At 65.5% G+C, this 22,076-nt stretch carries 19 protein-coding genes; 8 read left to right on the top strand and 11 right to left on the bottom strand.

Annotated features, from left to right (window positions below; genetic code table 11):
- Positions 1-2: 2 nt before the first annotated feature.
- The 10 genes from KB874_RS12625 to KB874_RS12580 form a co-directional block, all read right to left on the bottom strand.
- Entirely contained in the window at positions 3-1,058 is a 1,056-nt protein-coding gene (locus KB874_RS12625) for a 4-oxalomesaconate tautomerase (RefSeq protein ID WP_212536895.1), read from the bottom strand.
- Positions 1,051-1,722 (bottom strand): 4-carboxy-4-hydroxy-2-oxoadipate aldolase/oxaloacetate decarboxylase, encoded by a 672-nt coding sequence (locus KB874_RS12620; protein WP_212536894.1) that lies wholly within the window; start codon positions 1,720-1,722, stop codon positions 1,051-1,053. The genes KB874_RS12625 and KB874_RS12620 overlap by 8 nt, the downstream gene beginning before the upstream one ends.
- Complete coding sequence (locus tag KB874_RS12615; RefSeq protein WP_212536893.1) at positions 1,719-2,453, bottom strand: PIG-L deacetylase family protein; 735 nt, start codon at positions 2,451-2,453, stop codon at positions 1,719-1,721. The genes KB874_RS12620 and KB874_RS12615 overlap by 4 nt, the downstream gene beginning before the upstream one ends.
- Positions 2,450-3,376 carry a methylenetetrahydrofolate reductase gene (locus KB874_RS12610; RefSeq protein ID WP_212536892.1) on the bottom strand — a complete coding sequence of 309 codons (927 nt, stop codon included), beginning with the start codon at positions 3,374-3,376 and terminating at the stop codon, positions 2,450-2,452. Before KB874_RS12610 ends, KB874_RS12615 begins: the two co-directional genes overlap by 4 nt.
- Positions 3,377-3,380: 4 nt before the next feature.
- Positions 3,381-4,343 carry a VOC family protein gene (locus KB874_RS12605; RefSeq protein WP_212536891.1) on the bottom strand — a complete coding sequence of 321 codons (963 nt, stop codon included), beginning with the start codon at positions 4,341-4,343 and terminating at the stop codon, positions 3,381-3,383.
- Positions 4,344-4,354: 11 nt separating this feature from the next.
- The gene (locus KB874_RS12600) at positions 4,355-5,659 is read right to left on the bottom strand and encodes a TRAP transporter large permease (protein ID WP_212536890.1); all 1,305 of its coding nucleotides are present in this window, start codon (positions 5,657-5,659) and stop codon (positions 4,355-4,357) included.
- Positions 5,656-6,168 (bottom strand): TRAP transporter small permease, encoded by a 513-nt coding sequence (locus KB874_RS12595; RefSeq protein WP_212536889.1) that lies wholly within the window; start codon positions 6,166-6,168, stop codon positions 5,656-5,658. Before KB874_RS12595 ends, KB874_RS12600 begins: the two co-directional genes overlap by 4 nt.
- Complete coding sequence (locus KB874_RS12590; RefSeq protein WP_212536888.1) at positions 6,169-7,140, bottom strand: TRAP transporter substrate-binding protein; 972 nt, start codon at positions 7,138-7,140, stop codon at positions 6,169-6,171.
- A 118-nt stretch (positions 7,141-7,258) separates the two neighbouring features.
- A complete protein-coding gene (gene ligM / locus KB874_RS12585; protein WP_212536887.1) occupies positions 7,259-8,680 on the bottom strand; it encodes a vanillate/3-O-methylgallate O-demethylase in 1,422 nt (473 codons plus the stop codon).
- Positions 8,681-8,709: 29 nt separating this feature from the next.
- Entirely contained in the window at positions 8,710-9,435 is a 726-nt protein-coding gene (locus KB874_RS12580) for a GntR family transcriptional regulator (protein ID WP_212536886.1), read from the bottom strand.
- A gap of 229 nt (positions 9,436-9,664) precedes the next feature.
- Here KB874_RS12580 and KB874_RS12575 point away from each other — a divergent pair, with 229 nt between their 5' ends.
- Positions 9,665-10,552 carry a substrate-binding domain-containing protein gene (locus KB874_RS12575; RefSeq protein ID WP_212536885.1) on the top strand — a complete coding sequence of 296 codons (888 nt, stop codon included), beginning with the start codon at positions 9,665-9,667 and terminating at the stop codon, positions 10,550-10,552.
- Positions 10,553-10,715: 163 nt separating this feature from the next.
- On the opposite strand, the gene KB874_RS12570 is transcribed toward KB874_RS12575, so the two are convergent.
- Positions 10,716-12,872, bottom strand: a complete 2,157-nt coding sequence (locus KB874_RS12570) for a GumC family protein (RefSeq protein WP_212536884.1) — start codon at positions 12,870-12,872, stop codon at positions 10,716-10,718.
- A gap of 265 nt (positions 12,873-13,137) precedes the next feature.
- Between KB874_RS12570 and KB874_RS12565 the strand changes: the two genes are divergently transcribed.
- From KB874_RS12565 to KB874_RS12535, 7 genes are all read left to right on the top strand, one after another.
- A complete protein-coding gene (locus KB874_RS12565; RefSeq protein ID WP_212536883.1) occupies positions 13,138-15,867 on the top strand; it encodes a hypothetical protein in 2,730 nt (909 codons plus the stop codon).
- Between the two features lie 346 nt (positions 15,868-16,213).
- Entirely contained in the window at positions 16,214-17,089 is an 876-nt protein-coding gene (gene rfbA / locus KB874_RS12560) for a glucose-1-phosphate thymidylyltransferase RfbA (RefSeq protein WP_212536882.1), read from the top strand.
- Positions 17,090-17,119: 30 nt separating this feature from the next.
- Positions 17,120-18,406, top strand: a complete 1,287-nt coding sequence (locus tag KB874_RS12555; protein WP_212536881.1) for an oligosaccharide flippase family protein — start codon at positions 17,120-17,122, stop codon at positions 18,404-18,406.
- A 22-nt stretch (positions 18,407-18,428) separates the two neighbouring features.
- Entirely contained in the window at positions 18,429-19,040 is a 612-nt protein-coding gene (locus tag KB874_RS12550) for an acyltransferase (protein ID WP_212536880.1), read from the top strand.
- Complete coding sequence (locus KB874_RS12545) at positions 19,037-19,936, top strand: sulfotransferase family protein (protein WP_212536879.1); 900 nt, start codon at positions 19,037-19,039, stop codon at positions 19,934-19,936. The genes KB874_RS12550 and KB874_RS12545 overlap by 4 nt, the downstream gene beginning before the upstream one ends.
- Positions 19,933-21,108 (top strand): aminoglycoside phosphotransferase family protein, encoded by a 1,176-nt coding sequence (locus KB874_RS12540; protein WP_212536878.1) that lies wholly within the window; start codon positions 19,933-19,935, stop codon positions 21,106-21,108. The genes KB874_RS12545 and KB874_RS12540 overlap by 4 nt, the downstream gene beginning before the upstream one ends.
- Positions 21,105-22,073, top strand: a complete 969-nt coding sequence (locus KB874_RS12535) for a glycosyltransferase family 2 protein (RefSeq protein WP_212536877.1) — start codon at positions 21,105-21,107, stop codon at positions 22,071-22,073. The genes KB874_RS12540 and KB874_RS12535 overlap by 4 nt, the downstream gene beginning before the upstream one ends.
- The last annotated feature ends 3 nt before the right edge of the window (positions 22,074-22,076 follow it).

Raw genomic sequence — 22,076 nt, 5'->3', positions numbered from 1 at the left:
GCTCAGGGAAAGACCGTTCCATCGAAGAGCTTGCGCGCAGTGCGCAAGATGGCGGTGCGGGTGACTGTGCCGCCTTCGACGTTTGCGATGACGGTCATTTCCCCGGTCGGGTGTTCCACTGACAGGGTCTTCTCCGTGCCTTCCGGCAGAACAGCGACCGCATGGGCCGGGCTGCCGGGCAGCAGGGCGGCGGTGGCGACGCTGACCGCGCCGAATACGCCGATCGCCTCGTGGCAGCGATGCGGGATGAAGGTGCGGGTTGACAGGATGCCGCCCGATTGCGGGGCCGAGACCATCGTCAGTTTCGGCACGCTTTTCTGTGTCACGTCGCCGAGGTTCATCAAGGGCCCGGCCGCGAGGCGGATCGCCTCGAGCCGGGCGCGCAGCGCCGTATCGGCCTCCAGCTCGGCGGGGGTCTCTGTGCCCGTGATGCCCAGGTCAGAGGCGCGCATGACCACCACGGGCATACCGTTGTCGATCAGGGTGCAGGCAATGCCCTTGATCACGTCCGCCTCGTTGCCGGTGGGCAGCAGCGCGCCACAGGTCGATCCGGCGGTGTCCTGGAACTCTACTGGCACCGGGGCGTGGGTGCCCGGCACGCCGTCGATCCGCGCATCGCCCGAATAGGACACGCGTCCTCCCGGGGTCTGGATGCGCGCGGTGGCGATCTGGCTCGTATTTTCCATGAAGATGCGAACCTCGGTCACGCCGTCCTGCGCCGGGATCAGCCCGCGCTCGATGGCGAAGGGGCCGACACCGGCGAGGATGTTGCCGCAGTTCTGGGCATCCGTCACCACGGCCCGATCGACCATGACCTGAAGGAATAGGTAATCCACGTCGACGCCAAGCCGCTCGGATCGGCGGACCACACCGACCTTCGAGGTCAGCGGGTTCGCGCCGCCCATGCCGTCGATCTGCCGTGCGTCGGGCGAACCCATCACGCCCAGCAGTAGGGTGTCGCGTTCAGTCGGATCAGACGGCAGGTCGGAGGCCAGGAAATAGCCGCCCTTGGACGTTCCGCCGCGCATCCACATGCAGCGGATGCCGGCGTCAGACATATTTCAGGCCCTTCTCGGCCAGCCGGAGGCGCATTTTGTAGATGTCGAGGCCAAGCTCACCCGCGGCAAGCCGCGTGCGCTTGGCCTCTTCGGCGGCGAGCCGCTCCTGCGCCTTGGCCAGAACCTCCGTCGCCTTTGCCTGCGGCACGACGCAGACGCCGTCGTCATCCGCCACGATCACGTCGCCCGCGTTGACCAGCGCGCCTGCGCAGACCACCGGCACGTTCACGGACCCCAGAGTTTCCTTCACCGTGCCTTGCGCGCTGATGCATTTCGACCAGACGGGAAAGCCCATTGCGGTCAGGTCGCGCACGTCGCGAACGCCCGCGTCAATCACCAGCCCGCGACAGCCGCGCGCCTGCGCCGATGTTGCCAGCAGGTCTCCGAAGTAGCCGTCATCGCAGGGCGAGGTCGGCGCCAGCACCAGGATATCGCCGGGGCGCAGCTGCTCGATGGCGACATGCAGCATCCAGTTGTCGCCCGGCGGCGCGCTGATCGTCACCGCCGACCCAGCGATGGCCGCACCGCCGTAGATCGGCCGCATATAGCTTTGCATCAGCCCCGTGCGCCCCTGTGCCTCGTGCACTGTTGCAACACCGGCCTGTGCCAGCGTGTCGATCACCGAGGCATCGGCGCGCGGGATGGTCTGGACGACGACGCTCACAGCTCGTCCACCGTGCGCGGAAAGATCGACTGGAAGCCCTCGGCATACTTGCAGTCACGCCCGCCCGATTGGCCGCCCGAGTTGCGCTTGAAGTGGTTGGCGCGGTTCTGGGCGACGCGGGTGTAATACTCCCACAGGTGCTCCTGCCCCTGCATGCACTCGATGGCGGCACGTTTCTTGTCCCAGACGGGCGTGATGTCGAGGAAGGTGTCGGGCTTCCATCCCATCTGCTCGGTCTGGTGCGGCTCGAACAGGTAAAGCTGCGGCGAGCCCAGCACCTTTTGCCCCGGATTGTGGCCCCAGGCCTGCGCGATCATCCGGCAGTCGAGCGCGAAGCGCATCGTGTTCATGTGGTCGGTGTTGTAGGGGTCCCATTCCGAATGGGTCAGCATGAAGGACGGCTGAACCTCGCGGATCACGTCGACCATGCGGTCGCGCGCCTCGGGGCCAAGGTCGAGTGGGTAGTCGCCGATGTCGAAAAAGCGGATATCGGCGAGGCCCAGAGCCTGCGCGGCATTCTCGGCCTCGACCCGGCGGGCGGTCTTGACCTTGTCGAGGGTCATGCCCTCCTGCTTCCACAGCTTCGCGCTTTCGCCGCGCTCGCCGAAGCTGAGGCAGACCACCGTCACGTCGTAGCCCCTTTGCGCATGCAGGGCGATAGCCCCACCGCAGCGCCACACGAAATCCGCCGAATGCGCCGAGATGACCAGCGCGGTCTTGTTGGCACTCATGGCCGTCCTCCGTTGGCGCGCAGCGGCGCCTGTTCCGTCATGCGCCCGGCATACTCGGCCGAGGCAGCAATCCCGTCCAGCGGGAAGATGTGAACGCCCGCGATCAGGCTGTCCGGGTTGGCCGCGTCATAGGCGGCGAGATCCTCGAGAACCTCGGTCGGCTCGAACGGCACCAGCAGCTTTGTCACGTCCTTGGCGCGGCGCTGGATCACGGACATGGAGGCGCCGACGCCGCAGGCGATGGCGAACTTGATCAGCGTTTGCAGCTTGGTCGGACCAGCAACGCCGACATGGATCGGCAGGGTGCTGCCCGTGGCCTTCAGCCGTTCGGCCCAGGCGATGACCGGCTGTGCGTCAAAGGCGAATTGCGTGGCCATCGCCATCGCGGCATCGGTGCGCTGGGCAAAGGCGTTCTTCCACTGCACCGCCTCGTCCACCAGCCGCGTCGAGCCGTCCGGATCGATGTCCTTGTTGCCCTCGGGGTGCCCCGCCACGTGCAGGCGCTTGAACCCGTGCGTGTCGAACAACCCGGTTTCGAGCAGTTGCATCGAGCTGTGGAACTCGCCGAGCGGCGTGGTCGGGCCACCGGCAAGAACCAGCGCCTCGGTCACGCCCGCCTCTTCGGCGTAGCGGCGCAGCCAGGTGTCCAGCGCGGCGCGGTCGGGCACGATGCGCGCGGGCACGTGCGGCATAACGGTAAAGCCTTCTTCCGCGATGCGCTTCGCCGTCGCCACCATGTCGTCGATGGGCGTGCCCTCGATATGGGCGATGTAGACGCGGGTGCCCGCGGGCAGGATCGCGCGGAAATCCTCGATCTTGGCGGCCGTGCGCGGCATCACCTCGATCGAGTAGCCTTGCAGGAAGGCGGCCATCTGCGCGCTGCCCTGCTGCGCGTCGCGCTTGCCGAAATTCAGGATTGCCATGTCGTCACTCCTTTCCGGGAACGGGAGGCGTTCCGTGGGTATGGAAACTCGGGATGGTCTTGAGGCCCCAGGCCTGGCCCTTCTTGCGCTCGGTCTCGGTCCAGGTGACGGTCTGCCAGTCCGGGGCCAGGATCAGCCGCGCACCGGCGTTGGCCAGCTCTACGCGATTGCCCGCCGGTTCCCAGACATAGAGGAAGAAGGTGCCCTGGATCGCGTGCTTGTGCGGCCCGGTCTCGATATGCACGCCGTTTTCCAGGAAGATGTCGGCGGCGCGCAGGATATCCTCGCGCTGGTCGGTGGCGTAGGTGACGTGGTGCAGCCGCCCGTTGCCGCCGCCGTGCTCTTCGGTGCAGGCCAGATCATAGGTCTTGTTGTTGACCGTGAACCAGCAGCCGCCGAGACGGCCATTGTCCAGCTGGATCTGTTCCGTCACGCGGCTGCCGAGGCAGGTCGTCATGAAGTCGCGGAAGGCGGTCACGTCCTCGGACAGAAGGTTCAGGTGATCCAGCCGGCGCGGACAGGCGCCCTGCGCGTGGAACCGGGACGCCATGTTCTTGAGTGCCGGGCGGTCAGCCTCGGGCGGGACATAGCGGTTGGTGTCCCAGTAGAGCTCGAACACATGCCCGAACGGGTCCTCGAAGCGAAAGGCGCGGCCGTGGCCCATGTCGCCTTCGACCCAGCCATGCACCTTGTAGGGGCTGGCCTCGATCGCCGCTACGCGCCGTTCCAGCGCCTGCGGGCTGCTGACCCGATAGCCGATATGGCCGACGCCCGTGGTGTGGTGGCGCGTGAGTTTCAGCGAGTGGAACTCGTAGTCCTCCCAGGCGCGCAGATAGGCGCTGGTCTCATCCTGGCCCGACAGCTTCAGCCCGTAGACGCGGGTGAAGAAATCGAGGCTTTCCTCGAACTTGTCGGTGAAGACCTCGACATGGCCCAGGTGCGCGACGTCGAAACAGGGCTCGGTCATGGGCCTCTCCCTCAATTGAACATGGTGTTGGGCAGGATCAGGCTGATCTGCGGAAAGGCGATCAGGATGCCCAGCGTGACCAGCATCGCGCCCCAGAACGGCAGCACCCCGCGAAAGATCTGGCCCAGGTCGACATTCGGCGCGACCGATTTCACGATGAACACGTTGATGCCCACCGGCGGAGAGATCAGCCCCATTTCCAGCGTCAGCACCACCAGCACGCCGAACCAGATCGGGTCGATCCCCAGTTGCATGATCACCGGGAAGAAGATCGGCAGGGTCAGCACCAGCATGGCGAACCCTTCGAGGAAGCAGCCCAGCACCATGTAGACGAAGAGGATGATCAGCAGCGTCCCGATGACGCCTGCATCCAGCGCGGCCAGGAAATTGCCCACCACGTCCGGGATATGGCTGAGCGCGAGGAACGGGTTGATCATGTGCGCCGCGATCAGGATCAGCATGACCGTCGCGGTGGTCACGATGCTGTCCTTGGCCGCCGCCCAGAAGGAGGCGAAATCCAGCTTGCCGATGGCAAGGCCGTAAAGGATCACGAGGCCCGCGCCGACGCCCGCCGCTTCTGTCGGCGAGAAGAAGCCGCCATAGATGCCGCCGATGGTCAGCAGGATCACCGTCAGGATGGGCAGGGCGCCGAGGATGCTCTTGCGCTTTTCGGCCATGCTGGTCTTCGGCCCGGCGGGGCCGAGGCTCGGCTTGATCCAGCACAGCAGCGTGATGGTCAGCACGAAGGCCGTCAGCAGCAGCAGGCCCGGCAGCACGCCGGCCAGGAACAGGCGCCCGATGCTCTGCTCGGTCAGGATGGCGTAGATGACGAAACCCGTGGACGGCGGGATCAGGATGCCCAGCGTGCCGCCCGCGGCGACGACGCCGGTGGACAGCCGCGGATCGTATTCATAGCGGTCCATCTCCTTGAGGCTGACCTTGCCCATGGTCAGCGCAGAGGCGACCGAAGATCCCGACAGCGCGGCAAAGCCGCCGCAGCCGATCACCGTGGCGCTGGCCAGCCCGCCGCGGACCTGGCCGATCATCGCATAGGCCGCGTCATAGAGTTGCCGGCTCATGCCGGTCTGGGTGGCCACGTTACCCATCAGGATGAAGAGCGGGATGATGACCAGTTCGGAATTCGAGGCCAAGGTGAAGGTCTCGGACGCCAGCAGGCCCATCGCGGCGTTCCAGCCGTTCAGGATCCAGATTCCGACGAACCCCACCAGAAACATCACGAAGGCCACGGGGATGCGGAACATCAGCAGCACCAGCAGGATGCCGGTGCCGACCAGGCCGATCATCTCGCCGCTCATTGACCGGCCTCCCATTCGCGGCGCACGTCACGCCCGGACACGGTCAGTTCGACGGCGCGCAAGGCCATGCCCAGTGCCGTCAGCACCGAAAAGCCGCAGAGCGCCCACTGGAACCAGACCTTTGGCAGTTGCAGCAGGTTGGTCGACAGGTTCAGCATTGCCGAGAGTTTCGCGCTGTCCCAGACCGCCCAGGCGATGAAGGCAAAGATCACCGCGCCCAGCGCCGCCGAGACGATGTCCAGCACGCGGTTCATCAGGCCCGGGAATTTCTTTTCCAGCAGGTCGACCGAGATGTGGCCGCCCTTGCGGTCACACAGCGCCATGCCGCCGAAGACGAGGATGACCATCGTCATGGTGATCAGGTCCTGCGAGCCGAACATCGGCTTGCCGAATGCCCGACCGATCACGTCAACCAGGATCACGCCCACTTCGGCGATCACGGCCAGCGTGCCGATGATGGCGGACAGGCCGATCAGCCCGTCCGCCGCCTTTCTGAGTGCTGACAGCACTTACTGGCCCTGCATCGCGGCCAGCGCAGCCTCGCCGCCGACCGAGGCGACATAGGCGTTCACCACGTCGGACACCGCGTCGGCAAAGGCCTGCGCTTCTTCTTCGGTCAGGTCGACCACGGTGTTGCCGCTGTCGGCACGCGCCACGTCCAGCGCAGCGTCTGCGGTGGCGTTCCACGAGGTTTCCGCCGAGGCCGACACATCGGCGCGCATGCCGTCGAGTGCGGCCTTCTGCTCGTCCGTCAGGGCATCGTACGCGCCCTGGTTCATCACCGTGAAAAAGGCGAGGCGACCCAGGTTGGCGCCCAGCGTATAGCTGCTGGCGACTTCGTCCAGTTTGAAGTCGGACAGGGTGGATGCACCGGTGATGACGCCGTCGATCAGGCCGGTCTGAAGCGCGTTGTAGACCTGGTTGATCGGCATCTGCACCGGCGTCGCACCCAGCGCCTCGGCCACCTGCGCGGCGGTCGCGCCGGCGACGCGCACCTTGAGGCCGGCCATGTCGGCAGGGGTGCGGATCACCTTGTCCTTCATGATGAAGATGTTGGGTTCCGACGTCCAGAGCGCGACCGCGTGGGTGCCCGGAAACTCGCCCGAGATTTCGTCCCAGGCGCGCCACAGCGCCTCGTCCCCGCGCGCGTCGAGCGGGATTGCGTTCGGCAGCTCGACGATCATGGTCTTCTGGAACTGCGAGCTGGTGTAGCCCGGCAGGCCCCAGCCCAGATCAGCCACGCCCTGCACAACGCGAACATACTGTTCGACGGGGCCTGCGCCCAGTTCGCCGCCGTGATAGCCGCGCACCGTCACCGCGCCGCCGGTGGCGGCCGACAGGTCGGCGTTCAGCTTTTCGATCACGCTGGCGTTGATCGTGTGGAACGGCGGGGTGAAGTTGGCAAATTTCAGTTCCGTCGCCTGAGCGGCGACAGCCGATGCCGCGATAGCGACGCCGGCAAGAATGCTGGTCAGTTTCATTGTTGTTCCTCCCGTTGGGTTGGCCCGCACCCCTCGCGCGGGCCGCGCGACGGGCAACGCATAATCGATAGCGCCGCCCGCCTCACATTCAATCTCTCGCAGAGAGCATAAGTTCTGTCTATTCCGCTGCGACGCCGGACGACTTGGTGCGCCAGCTGTCGGCATAGTTTTCGCGGGCCTCGGCCGCGTAGGGCGTCGGCGACACGCGCACGCGGATATCGGTCTGTTTGTGCGGCTCTGTCGAGGTCTTGGCGGTGGTCTCGGGCTCACCCCATTTCAGCGTCAGCACATCGCCCACCTGCACGTCGCTCGACACGACGCCGAGGCTCAGCACGCAGCGCTCGTTCCAGGAAAAGCCGTTGAACATCGACATGCCGACCATCTTGCCGGACTCGTCGCAGACCATGTCGGCGCTGGACGAGGCGTAGTTCGGCTGCGGGAAGTCGATCCACTTGTAGGGTGTGCCCTGCTCGAAGGCGCTGGCGATGACCTTCAGCACGTCTTCGCGGTTCCACTCGAAGGTGACTTTCTTGCGCTTGGCGCCCTCGGCCTTGATCTTTTCCAGCGCGGCCTTGCCGACGAAGTCGGGCTTCTTCCACCCGATGTAGAAGTCATAGCCCAGCTCGAACGGGTTGACGTAGTAGTCCTCGATGTTGTCGGACACGAAGGAGCCGCCGATCGCGCCCGCGGCCTCATACATGTCGGCACCCAGCCAGTCGCGGTAATCGGCCAGCATGCCGTCGCCGGTGTAGATGCCCGGCAGAGGCGACGGGATCCAGCCCGACTCCAGCGTGTTGGTCGAATAGGCCCGGCTGCCGCACTGCACCAGGCTGACGCCTGCCGTCCTGGCCGATTCCAGGATCACCGAGTGGATGTAGTCCTTGTCCTTGTAGGGGCCCCAGACCTCGAGGCCCGGTGCGCCGGACATGCCGTGGCGAAGCGCCTGAACCTTCTTTGAACCGATGTTGATCCAGTCGACATGGAAGAACTTGATGTCGGGGATCGGGCCGCCGTTCATCACTTCGAAGATCTTGTAGGCCTCGGGGCCTTGGATCTGATAGCGATAATGCTCGCGCAGCACGCGCTCGCCCTCGGGGCGCGACGGCGAACGGGGGTCATAGCGCAGGCGGACGTTCCACTTGCCCCATGCGGCGGCGAACATCAGCCAGTTCGAGGTCGGCGCGCGGCCGACCAGCACATACTTGTCCTCGCGCTCTCGGAAGATGATGTGGTCGCCGATCACGTGGCCGTTCGGCGTGACGGGGACGAAATGCTTGGCCCGGTTCAGCTCGAAATTGGCAAAGCTGTTGATGCCGTGATGGCTGAGGAACTCGGTGGCCTGCGGGCCCTCGACGAGCAGCTCGTCCATGTGGTGCGACTGGTCGAACAGCACGGCGGACTCGCGCCACGCGGCCTGTTCGTTGCGCCAGTTCTGGAATTCCGGCGCCACCACCGGATAGACATACATCCCCGTGCGCGAGTTGCGCAGCATCTCGACCGGGTTCTTCCACTGATTCATCACATCGCTGAGACTGGGCATTCCGGGTTCCTCTCTCCCACTTGGTTCAGTCATTCCCCCACAAGCGACAGGCCCGGCACGCGCTCGGCGAGGCTGGGATCCTGGCTTGTGACGTATTCCAGGTTGGTCCGCGCAAGGCGGGCATGTTCGCGGGCCAGCGCCTCGGCCCTTGCCCCCTCGCGGTTGCGGATCGCGTCGAAGATCGCGCGGTGCTGCCACTGGGCGCGGCGCAGGCTGGCGCGGAAATCGGGGATCAGTTCCTGTCCCTGCATGAAGGCGCCGGGCGAGGCGGCGGGCAGACGGCCCATCCGCTCGACCTCGCGGGCGATGACGCTCGACCCGGCCAGCCGCGCCAGCAGGTCATGGAACCGGTCGTTGAGGGGGACATAGGCCTTGAAGTCGAGTTCACCCTCGGTGGCGCGGTCGAGCCCGTCCAGCACCTGCGCCATCTCCTCGGCGAGGCCGGGACGGATGCCGCGTTCGGCGGCGAGGCGGGCGGCGGTTCCCTCGAGCACGCCGCGCAGCTCGATCGCGTCGCGGATGTCGTCCATCGAGAAACGGGAAACGCGCACGCCGCCGGTCTCGTTCCTCTCCAGCAGCCCCTCGTCCACCAGCCGGTCCATTGCCTGACGCAGCGGCGTGCGCGAGAGCCCCAGCCGTTCGGCCAGGGTCGTCTCGGGGAGGCGATCGCCGGGGACGAATTCGCCCTCCAGTACCAGCGACCTGAGATCCATCAGAGCGCGCATGAACTGCGCGTTGCGCTCCTGCCGGTCCATGCTTGCTCCTCCCCGAGTGGCGAGAAGGTAGTTTGTATACAGAAATCGGTCAATGCCTTTCCGAAAAGGGTGTATTCGGTTTATTTTTCCAGATTTTGTATACCGAATGACGGGGTGGCGGCCCCGTGTCGGATCGAATCGCCAGCGATCAGCCAACTTTTGCAAGCGGCCTGCGACCTGCTATGAAAGGCCCTGCGGCGTGATTGGCGCCGCCCAAAGATCCTGGACGATGACGCAGCAAGACTTCCCCGACCACGAATACCTGACGGTGCGCGAACTGGCCGACCTGTTGCGTCTAAAAGAGCGCAAGGTCTACGATCTGGCCGCCTCGGGCGCTGTGCCGTGTTCTCGTGCGACCGGAAAGCTGCTTTTTCCCGCCGCCGAGATCCGCGCCTGGGTCGCGCGCGCGCAAAATGGCGGCGCGGCAGAGGCGGGCCCGGGGCCGCCCATCGTGCTGGGAAGTCATGACCCTCTTCTGGACTGGGCGATCCGCCAGTCGCGCTGCGGTCTGGCCACTTATTTCGACGGCTCCTTCGACGGGCTCGACAGGTTTCTCAACGGCGAGGGCATCGCCGCGGGCCTGCATGTGCAGGATGCCGCCAGCGGCCGCTGGAACGTGCCAGCAGTCGAGCAGGCCGCCGCCGACCGAAACGCGGTGCTGATCGCCTTCGCGCGGCGTAGCCGCGGGCTGGTTCATCGTGGCGACGGTCCGCCCCTGGTGCGGCTGGTCGACGTGGCTGGCCGGCGGATGGTGCCCCGCCAGCCGGAATCGGGCACTGACCGGCTGTTCCGCGCCTGCGCCGCTGCCGAGGGGCTGGACCTGACATCGGTCATCGTCACCGACCTCGCCCGAACCGAGGATGACGCCGTCGCTGCCGTCCGCCGGGGCGAGGCCGACGTGACCTTTGGCCTCGCCTCGGTCGCGCGCGGTTATGGCCTGGAGTTCTTGCCGCTGGTGCAGGAGGAATTTGCCCTGCTCATCGACCGCCGCGCCTTTTTCGAGCCGCCGTGGCAGGCCCTGATGGGCTTCTTTCGCGGGGCGGACTTTGCCCAGCGGGCGACGGCGCTGGAAGGCTACGACATTTCCGGCCTTGGCACCGTATTGTGGAACGCCTGACCGCCGGATGCGGCTGACTGCGTGCTGACGCCCATAGATGGCCACCTGTGCAAGGCCGAACCAGCATCACGGCGCCTGATGGATCGGTCGCGGATGGGGGCGGGCGCACTCGGCTGGACAGGGGATCGGCAGGGCCGTCAGCTGACCCGCGCGATCCCGGTCGTCACCTGTCGTAATAGGCCTTGCCGTATCTGGAATAGGCTCCGTACTGGTCGCCATACCCGTATTTGCGGATCCGCTTCGCATTGACCTGGGTGATCGCAAAGCCGGTGATCGTCTGGCCGAAGGCCTCGAACAGGCGCACACCGTTGAGAACCTGCTCGCGCGAGGTCGAATCCCATTTCACGGCGTAAAGCACGCTGTCCGCGAGAGAGGCGATGATCCGGGCATCCGGAACCACCAGCACCGGCGGCGTGTCGATGATGATGTGATCGTATTCGGTCCTGAGCGCGTTCAGCAAGTTCTTGAATGCCGGGGACGAGAACAGGTCGGCCGGGTTCACGTCGCTCTTCTGGCCAATCAGAACATTGATCCCCGTGGTCGGTTCCGTGACGACAGCCTCGTCGAGGCTGACCGTTCCCGTCACCACGTCGAGAAGCCCGCGGGTATCGTCCGAGATGTCCAGGTAGTTGTTGAGCGTCCGCCGCCGGATGTCTCCTTCGATAAGCAGGACGCGCTTGCCCAGGCCGGAAAGGTTGAATGCCAGCGAGAGCGATAGCGATGTCTTGCCTTCCCCCGGAATGGAGGAGGTGATCATGATGACCTTCGGCGCCTCGGCCAGGTTCCGCATCAGGATCGATGTGCGCAGGTTGCGCAGGGACTCGATCTCAGGCGAGGTTGGGTTGGACACGAGGAAGTTAAGCAATTCCCGGCGCCTGCGCTTCCTGATCGGGAAGGCCGGGACCGAGCCCAGCACGGGCAGACCGGTCAGGTTTTCCAGGTCGGTCATGTTCTGGATGCGGTTGTTCAGGAACTCGCGCACCAGGAGGAAGGCAAGGCCGATGACGAACCCGACAAGCAGGGACGCTCCCAGGATCAGCCGCTTGCGCGGGCTGTCGGCGAGTTGCGGCACGAGAGCCCGGGACATCACGCGCGAGTCGGAGCGGACAAGCCCGACCTGCACCGTCGCCTCCTGAAGCCCTGTCAGGAACGTCTGGTAGAGATCCCGCGAAACGGCGAGTTCCCTCTGCATCTGTTCGATCATCTGCAGGTCGCTGCTTTGCACGTCGATGCGGGACTCGAGGCCGGTCAGCGATTGGGACAAAGCGTCGATTTCATTCTGTATGCGCGTGCGGGAAAGGCGGGTGGCATCGGCGAGCGTGCGCGCCCGCTCGAGGAAGGCCTCGCGATCTCCGTTGTCGCCTTCGAGAGACTCGTCAAGGCGCGACCCGGCGCGGATCAGGAACTGGTCGTCGAAGGCGGCGAGGATCTGGCTCTTGGACAGCGAAGCCAGAGCGGCGTCCTGTGCGTCGGACTGGATCCGGACCGTCACCAATGCATCCTGGCGGCTTTCAAGGCGGTCCCGGAATTCCTTGGCCTGGATTTGCACGGCCTGAAGCGCCTCACGGTTGATCAGGTCGGTTGCCGATTGAAGGGACGTGATTTCGGTTTCCCGCTCACGTAGGTCTGCTTCCAGTTTTCTCGCGCGGTCGGACAGCCAGTCGATGGCCTGCTCCGTCTCGACATACTTCGCATCCAGTTGGGACTGGACATAGACTTCGGCGACGGTATTCGCCAGCTGCGCGGCGACCGTCGGCCTTGACGCATTGGCAGTGATCCGCAGCAGGTATGTGTCTATCACTTCGGTCGCATTTACCGATGACTGCACCCAGTTGATGGCGCGCCGCCTGGCCCATTGTTCAATCTGTTCGTCGGTCGAGGGCAGGTTCGCAACCGGCATCCCCAGCAGTTCCTTGAGATTGTCCTTCCAGGTCTGGACGGGAGGGGTGGTGAACATCGGATCCTGCGCCAGGTTCAGCCTGGCGACGACCATCTCGGCCATTTCGTGCGACTCGATCTTGGCGATTTCCGTGTTGAGCGTCACGTAGTCGACGGACGTGCCTGTGACGACGGCCTCGAGGTCAAGCAACGGGGATTCCCGCGGCGTGAATTCGACGACGGCCGAGGCGGTGAATGCCGGTTGCGCGACCCGATACGCGTAGTAGCCCCCGACAACGAAGCAGGCCAGCATGCACAGAGCCACCCAGACACGTCCGCGCCAGATCGTGCGGAGCAAGACAAACAAATCCAGTTCGTCGCGCTGGCCGAACGATAAAAGCTTTGTCTTTGGTGCCGAGGGGAGGTCAGTCTGGCTATTCATCATTCTTCTCTCAGCAGCACAGGCGATCCGCCCGTCTTGGCCAAAAAGACACGCAATTCCCGCCGGGTTTAGGGACTCGTCACCAGACGGTCAACCTGCTGCTGCCGGGTGGCGCGTGCGCGCCTTGTTGCGTCCAGCGGAGCGCATCGCACTCTGCACCCAAGGAACGTTTACCATATCCGAGCAGCTTCCGGGTTTCGACGGCATGACGGATGCGACGCATCGACGTGCCGGGTGGACCTTAGGAGCACACGAGGAGCTGTCAATGGGATACATCAATGTTGAAGGCGCGATGATCGCGCGAACGGCCAGCGGCGAGCAGATCGCGCGCGCGCGCCGCTACGTGTATCATCAGGGGACGGATGTTCTGGCTCGGCTCTACACCGACGTGGGTCTGACCGACCTGCTGGCCAATCCCACGATCGCGGACGAGACCGGAACCTTCGAACCCTGCTACACCGTGGACGGTCTCTATCGCATCGTCATCGAGACGCCGAAGGGCGAGCGTGTGGCGGTGTTTGACAATATCGACGTCAGGTCCGCCGAGGTCGCGGCAGCGGCGTCGGCATCGGCGGCTGCGACGGCCGCGCTCTCTGCCCAGCGCTGGGCGGCGGAAACCGAGGATTCGATCGTCGCAGACGGATTGCATTCCGCGCTTCACTATGCGGCGAAGGCCGCAGCCTCGCAGGTTGCCGCCGGCTCGTCGCAGTCCGCGACCGAGGTCGCCCGGACCGCGGCAGAGACTGCCCACACTGGCGCGGCTGCGGCGCGGGTCGCGGCGGAAACCGCGCAGGCCAGCGCGGAAGGCGCGCGCACCGTTGCCGAGGCCGCGCGCACCGCATCGCTGGCCGCGCAGACCGTCGCGGAGGTTGCCGGGTCCGGCGCGCAGGCGGCACGGACGCAGGCCGAGCTTGCGGCGATTGCCGCCGGGGCGCCGATCCATGCCAGCACGGCGGCGGGGCTGGCCGCAACGTCGAATGGCGATGTGTTCCTGGTCTCGACAGCGCCGGGCATCCAGGTGCGGCAGAACGTGTCCGGCACGGCTTCCGTGTTGGGCTGGCTCGGCGAAGTGCTCTATGACAACGCGGCGTCGGTCATCGCCTCGACCGAGACGGGTTTTGCAACCGGAGCCATCATCCGCACGCGTGAAGGCGCCTTTGCCTACAAGGTCGCGGCCGCGAATGCTACGACTCACCATCTGACGACCGCGGGCGGCGTCAAGCTGCACGTCCTCCCCGGGCCGGACGGCTATGCAAACATCCTCGCCTTTGGCGCGACGGGGGTTGCCGGACAGAACCAGAATGCGGCCCTGGTCGCCGCAGCCGCGTCGGGCCTGCCGATCGTGCTGCCCGCGACCGGCGGGCGCTACGAGTTCTCCAGCACACTCCAGCTCACCGCGCCTTGGCGCGGGCTCTACACCGCCTGGAGTTCGCAGACCGTCAACCCCGGCGCAGAACTGAAGTTCACCGGAACCGGCACCGCGATCGTGACCGGACTCAGCCTCGAGTGCCTAGAGTTGACGGCCGACACGACGGTGGCGGGACAGTCGGGCATCCGCATCGAAAACTCGGTCTTCGGCGTGAAATACCACGACATCACGCTGCGCGACTTTGACGGAACGAGCTTTGCTGTTGGTTTGAAGAACTCGCGCGCATCATTCTACACGGATTTCAATGGCATCCACATCCGTAACGACAACCGTGACGGCGCGGTGGGTCTTTATGTTTCGGGCCTGGGCCTGCCCAACAGCAATGCCAACACGTTCACCAACGTGTTCATCACCGGGCGGCTTGTCGATTTCTTCCACATCGAGGGCAACAGCAACAAGTTCATCAACGTGAACGCGACCCCTCGGCTGGACGCGATGACCACGCTGACCTTCAGTTCCCTGTTCAAGATCGAGGGCCATCTGAACAGTTTCGACACGGTCTATGTCGAACCCTTCGGCAGCGTCTATCCCACCCGGGTGTGGCAGTTCACCACCGGGTCGGGCGGTCTGGGAGCGAATTCCAACAAGTTCCAGAACGTCTACCTCGCGTCGATCGGGGGCAATGGCAACCCGTATGCGCTGGTCGAGGATGTCGGCACGAACAACGACGTCCAGATCCGCCCGATCAGCTTCAATTTCCCGCAAGGCGCGGGCACGCCGAAAGGGCAGGGCAACCTGATCTTCAACGCGGGGTTCCGGGCGATCGACGTCGCCGGAATGCCGAAAGGGTGGCAGAAGAGCGGCACTGGAACGGTGACGCGGCTCACCTCTCCGGCGCGCGGCGACGCCTATGTCATGTCGCTTGATGTCGTGAACAGCGCGGTGACGCTGCAACAGGTGCTTGTGACGACCGCGAACCCGGTCACCTTCAACTGCCTTGGCACCTACCCGCCGGCCAAGTTCGAGGGGCAGACGATCACGGTCGGGGTGTGGTGTCTGTCCTCGGTTGCGGGCATGGGGTCCATTGCGGCGAATGCCGGCGGGCCGACCGTCGGATCCATGAGGCACACGGGATCCGGCAAGTGGGAGTTCCTGACCGTGCAATTGCGCGGCGCGCCCGTCATGACCACGCTTCAGGTGCAACTGCGGACGCATTTCCAGAATGCCGCCCAAACCGGAACCGTCCATTTCAGCGAACCGGTCCTCGTGATGGGCGAGGATGTGCCGCGCAGCCCCGAGCCGCGTCCTCTGAACGACGCCGAGGCGGTCCTGGCCGGGCGGATCGTGAACAATCCGATCGTGACCTTCCCGGATGGCAATGCCACGCCGAGCATCATGGACGGCAACGTGTTCATGACCGGGAACACGGCTGCCACCACGATCACGAATTTCACCGGGCGGCATGTCGGCGGCGGTGCGCAGGATATCCGCATCTTTGTGAACGACAGCAACACGACCCTTGCGAACAACAGCAACATCCGCACCACGACCAACGCCAGCAAGGTGCTTGTTCGCAATACGGTCTGTTCGTTGCTGTGGAACGGGTCGCGCTGGATCGAATACTGATCTTCCGGCCCTGCTGAAACTCTGGAGCCCCTGTCGTCGACAGGGGCTTTCGGCGTTTTGTGGAACCTGCGCGAAAGGGCCTTGATCCTGAGCGGGTTCCATGGGTTTCCCATGCGATGCACACCCTTCTGGCGAGGTGCCTTGAACCAAGAGTCTGCCTTCTTTATAGGCGCTGCAAGAGGGCTGCCGGAAAGAGGGTTTTCCATTCGGCCCGGGGCTGCTTGAATGGCCTGCGGGCGATGACAAAGATATCTATTGGACAGGCCGTTGGCCCTATCCTCAGTAATTTCCAATCCCTTTTGCCGAGACGCCAAGGGCAGCGTGGCGCCACGGACGGAGAAAGCCAATGAAGCAGCGCAAGGGCATCATTCTAGCCGGAGGGTCGGGAACGCGGCTCTATCCGATCACGATGGGTGTCAGTAAACAGCTGCTGCCGGTCTACGACAAGCCGATGATCTACTACCCCCTCTCGGTGCTCATGCTGAGCGGCATCCGGGATATCGCGATCATCACCACGCCGGAAGACCAGACGCAGTTCCAGCGTCTTCTCGGCGACGGATCGCAGTGGGGGCTGTCCTTCACCTATATCGTCCAGCCCTCGCCCGACGGCCTGGCGCAGGCCTATATCCTGGCCGAGGATTTCCTCGATGGCGCGCCATCGGCGATGGTGCTGGGTGACAACATCTTTTTCGGTCACGGCCTGCCTGACCTGTTGCAGGCGGCCGATGGGAGAGAGACCGGAGGCACCGTGTTCGGCTATCATGTCTCGGATCCGGAGCGGTATGGCGTTGTGGCCTTCGGCGCGGATGGACTGGCACGCGAGATCATCGAGAAACCCGAGGTGCCTCCGTCCAATTACGCGGTGACGGGGTTGTATTTCCTCGACGGTCGCGCACCGGAGCGGGCACGATCCGTGCAGCCCTCGGCGCGCGGTGAACTCGAGATCACGTCGCTGCTCCAGATCTATCTGGACGAGGGCACGCTGGACGTGCAGCGCATGGGGCGCGGATATGCCTGGCTCGACACCGGCACCCATGCCTCGCTGCTGGATGCGGGGAACTTCGTGCGCACCCTGGCCATGCGGCAGGGCATGCAGACCGGCAGCCCAGACGAGATCGCCTTTGCCAATGGCTGGATCGATCGGGCAGGGCTCGCGGCCAGGGCGGACCTGTTCCGCAAAACCGCCTATGGTGCCTATCTGAAGGCATTGCTCGGGGACTGACAGCGCATCCGCGAAAGGGTCTGTCCGCTCATGGCCAGCCAGGTATTCGATCTTCGACGCTTGCGGCGCAGCTTCCTCGGCGTGTCTGGCCTTTACCTGCTGGGCATCCCGCTGATGCTTCTGGCCAACATCGTTCTGGCGCGCACTCTCAGCGTGGCCGAATTCGGCGCCTTCGGGTTTGCCATCTCGCTGGCGACCGTGCTGGCGATCCCGGTCTCGGGCGGGCTGCCGATGCTTCTGACGCGCGAGGTGGCCACCTACAGCCAGAAGACGGACTGGCCGGCCTATCGCGGTCTGATCGTTGCGGCCCATCGCTGGGTCGCGGCCATCTCTGCGGTGATCGCACTGGGGCTGCTGACCTGGTGGCTGACCGCCGGGGGCGTACCGACCGGACCGTTGCTGATCGGCTTCCTTCTGGTGCCCTTCCTCGGCCTGAACGGTATTCGTGCCGGTATCCTGAAGGGCCTCGGCCGCCCGATGCTGGCAGAGGCGCCGACGCAGATCTTGCAACCGGCGTTGATGATCCTGGGCTATCTCGGCCTCGCCTGGCTGGGGCTGTCCTCGGCCATCCATGCGATGTGGTGGTATCTCTGCGTGGTAATCGTGGTCTTCGGGCTGGCATCGGTTATGCTGTGGCAGGTGCAGCCGTCTCAGGTGCATGGCGCGATGTCGGACCTCGGCGATCTGCCGCGCTGGCGGAGGTCGATCCTGCCCTTCGTCCTGATGAGCGCCGCGACAGTGCTGAGCACGCAGATCGCCGTTCTTCTGCTGGGGTTCTCCGGCCAGGAAGAGGCCGTCGCCCAGATGCGTGTGGCCGAACGCGGCGCGCAGATGGTGGCGCTCCCGCTGACCTTCATCAATTCCATCCTCGGTCCCTATTTCGTGCAGGCAATGACCGCGCAGGAAGCGGGCGCCCTGCGCCGGATCACCCTGCAATCGGCGCGGCTGACGCTGGCCGCGTCGCTGCCGGTCGCCTTGATCCTGGTGCTGTTCGGCCGCAGCCTGATCGGCTGGACCTTCGGTGCGCCCTACGACGCCCTGTCCTACCTGCCGATGGCGACCCTGATCGCCGCACAAGTCCTGTCGGTTGCCTTGGGCAATGGCGGGATGCTGCTGGCAATGGGCGGGCACGAGCGGCAGACGCTCTACAGCCTCGTGCTTTCGCTGGCGGTGAATGCCATGCTCTGCCTGCTGCTGATCGGCACCTACGGCGCGATGGGCGCGGCCATTGGCGCTGCGGCGGGCATCGTGACGGCAAAGCTGTATGTCTATGTCGTGGTCAGGCGCCTTTTTGGCTTTTCATCAGGTGTCGCATGAAGTCGAGGTCCGGATGCTGACGTTGGAACGGTTCGTGGAGCGCGTCGCACAAGGTATCGTCAGCCGGCTGGCGCGGCTGCGGTATCGGCGCTTTCTCGAGGTTGGCGGCCCGCTCAGCATCGGCCGCAATGTCGTGATGCGCAGTTTCCAGGGAGGGCAGGAGGGGCGCAAGTCCCAGCTTCGACTCGTGACTGCCGGGCACAACACCATCGGTGTCGGCGTGGTCATCCAGGGAACCGGAAGGTTGTTCCTGGGCGAGAAGACCTTTGTCGGCGATTACGCGGTCATCGGCTGCAACGCCGTGATCACCGTTGGCCGGGACGTGATGATCGCACAGGCCGTGACCATCCGCGACACCGACCACGCCTTTGACCGCACCGATATCCCGATGAACCGGCAGGGCATCACCACCGCCCCCATCCTGATCGGCGACGACGTCTGGATCGGGCATGGCGCGGCCATCCTGAAGGGGGTCACCATCGGCACCGGGGCCATTGTCGCGGCCGGGGCGGTGGTAACCCGCGACGTGGCGCCCTACGACATCGTCGGTGGTGTTCCGGCACGCGTCATTGGCCACCGCAGGACCGATGACAGCCCCTCGGAGACGGCCCAGGACGCGGAGAGCAGGACATGAGACTCCCCGACTTCCTCGTCGTCGGCGCGCAGAAGGGCGGAACCACGTCGTTGTTCGTGCTGCTGTCGAAGCATCCGCAGCTTTTCCTGCCTGGCCGCAAGGAATTGCAGTTCTTTTCCAGCCCGATGCTCTATCCCAAGGGGCTTGAGTGGTATTCGCAGGAGTTCTTTTCCACCTGCCCGAAGGACCGGCTGGCGGGCGAGGTCTCGCCGCAATACATGTATTCGACCGAGATCGCGCGGCGGGTGCATGACGCGCTGCCCGACGCAAGGATCATCGCGATCCTTCGCGACCCGATCGACCGGGCCTGGTCGCATTACCAGATGACATGCCGCCGTCAGCAGGAAACCCGCGCCCCCGAAGCGGCCATGGCTGCAGCGCTGGCGACGGACGAGACCGACACCGACGCGCCGGAGACCGCGCGGTATCTCCAGTTTTCCGACTACGAGCGCGTGCTGTCGGAATACCTGCGGCTTTATGGCCGCGACCGGCTGCTGATCCTGTTCCAGGAAGACCTGGACAAGCGCCCCGAGGCGGTGATGCGGCAGGTTTGCGCCTTTCTCGGTATCGACGAGGTGATCCCCGAAAACGTGAACGTCCGGGTCCACCAGTCGGGCGAGGTCCGGTTCAAGCTGCTCAGCCGGCTGGTCAAGGGAGACAATATCGCCCGCCGCGTGCTGCGCGCCTTCGTGCCGCGCAAGCTGCGGCCGACCATCGTCTTCTGGACCGAGATGTTCAACATCCGACCCGTCAAGAAGGATGGCGTGCCCGACAGTCTGCGCCACGACTTCGGCGCGTTTGCCCGCCGTCAGGCGGCCTTCCTCGAACGCGAGTTTGGCCTCGTGCCTCCCTGGCCCTCGGCCTCGGACGCGGATGCGGATGCCGGCCGCCCATGAGGTCGCTGGGCGACGATATCCTTCAGGCGGGGCCGTTCCGGGCCTTTCTGGGTGACATGGCTGCACTCGGTGTGACGCCTGTCGCTTCGGGCGGGCAGGCCTTTGCAGTTGTTGCCGCGCGGTCGAACCCGCGCTGGTGGCTGCTGCCGTTGGACAGCCGCCGGGCGACGGCGGCGGGGCTGGAGATGCTTCAACCGGTCACCACGGCGGCCGGGCTGGCCAAGGTGGCGATGCGCGGGCTGGCGCGGGTCGGACCGCTCGGGATGCTGGGCCGTGGCCAGGTTCGGCTGTCGGGGCTGCCAGACCTGTCCGGCGCTTTTGATGGGCAGGCCGCCCACATGGCCTGTTTCACTGGCACCGAGGGGCCACATCGCAAGACCGCCCTGCAGGTGATGGACAAGACCGGCGGGATCCTCGGCTATGCCAAGCTGAGCCGCGCGGCGCATGTCCGGACCTATGTGCGCAACGAGGCAAAGGTGCTGCGACAGCTGGCCGGGATGGGCCTTGCGTCGGCGGATGTGCCGCGGGTGCTGTCGCTGCGCGACGACGCGGCGCTGACGCTGCTGGTCACCGACAGCCTGAAATCCGCGTCCCACAGTGCGCCGCGCCAGCCGGGGCCGGCACATCTGCGCTTTCTCGAAGAGTTGCGGGACAGGACCCGGCGAACCGGTGCCGGGCTGGTGCTGGACGGGCTGGCGCAACGGATGGCGACGCTTGCGACGCGCGCCGGGAAGGGCTGGACCGACCGGATCGCACGGGTGCGCACGGCACTGGCGCCAATGGCCGACACGATCCCGGTCTGCCTGGTGCACGGGGATTTCACGCCGTGGAACAGCTTTCTCCAGGGCGGGCGGCTTTATGTCTTCGACTGGGAGTATGCCAGGCCCGACTGGCCCGTAGGCTTCGACCTGGCGCATTTCCTGCTGGCCACCATCCCCCCCGACCGGCAAGCCGACTGCCTGCCCGCCTTGCGGCAGGCGCTGGCCGCGGCGCATTTCGGCGGAGACGCACCGGCGGCCGGGCGTGCGCTGCTGATGTCGCTGGCCTGTCACGCGGTGTTCTACCTGGGCCGACTGGACGAGGCGGATCGCCCGCTGGCGGACTGGGCCGATGGCCCGGTGCGCGCCGCCATGATCGACCGTCTCATGGACGCGGCGGAGGTTGGCGCATGAACGGGTCCGGCCTGCGCGTCGGGGCGGTGGTCCTGACCTACAACAGCACCGAGGATCTGCCGGACTGCCTGGCGGGGCTGATCGCCCAACGCGGCGTCGACCTGCGGGTGATCGTGGTCGACAACGCCTCGTGCCCCGGGTCCCGCGCGCGGATGGAGGCGGACTTTCTCGCTGCCTTTCCCGGGGGAAGCGTCATCGAGGCAGACGGTGCCCGCGGCGATGCGGATGCGGCCCTGCCGGCGGTCTTCCTGCGCAACGCCGTCAACGCCGGCTATTCGGCGGGCAACAACATCGGCGCGCGGCTGGCGGCGGCGATCGGCTGCGACGCGGTGCTGGTCGTCAATCCGGACGTTCGCATCACCGATCCCGACTATGTGCGCCGGCTGGCCGCGCTGATCGTGGCCGATCCGAAAGCGGCGGTGACCTGCTCGGCGCTGAGCAACCTCTCGGGCGCGCAGGAAAACCCGATGACAGAGCCCGGCTTTGTCGAGGAACTGCTCTGGCCGGTCTCGATGCTGGTGGCTGGCCTGTCGCGGCGCCGCAAGGCATCCCCGCCGCTGCCCGAGGCACCCTGCCGGGTTGCCAAGGTTTCGGGCGCCTGTTTCCTGGTCCGGGTGGATTTCCTGCGACAGGTGGGATTTTTTGACGAGTCGGTTTTCCTTTACTGCGAGGAATCGATACTGATGGCGCAGGTCCGGGCCGCGGGCTGGCACATGATGATGGATCCGGGGATTCATGCGCTGCATGCTCACCGCGGCGGCGCCAAGGGCGATCCCCTGCCGCGGTTCCGCCTGTGGATGCAGAGTCGCAGCCGCTTCCACGAGGCGCATGGCGGCTACGGAGCGCTGCGGCGGACACTGCTGGCCGGATCGCGCTCGGCGTCGCTGGGCCTGGTCCGGGGACGGACCTTGTCGAGGCGGCTGCGCGATTACGCTGCCGGGACGCGGGTTGGACGAAAGGACTGAGCG

Source organism: Thetidibacter halocola (genome assembly GCF_018224955.1).
Classification (GTDB): Bacteria; Pseudomonadota; Alphaproteobacteria; order Rhodobacterales; family Rhodobacteraceae; genus Thetidibacter; species Thetidibacter halocola.
Note: the sequence above shows the minus strand (reverse complement) of the source record. Positions and strands in the feature narration are given on the sequence as shown.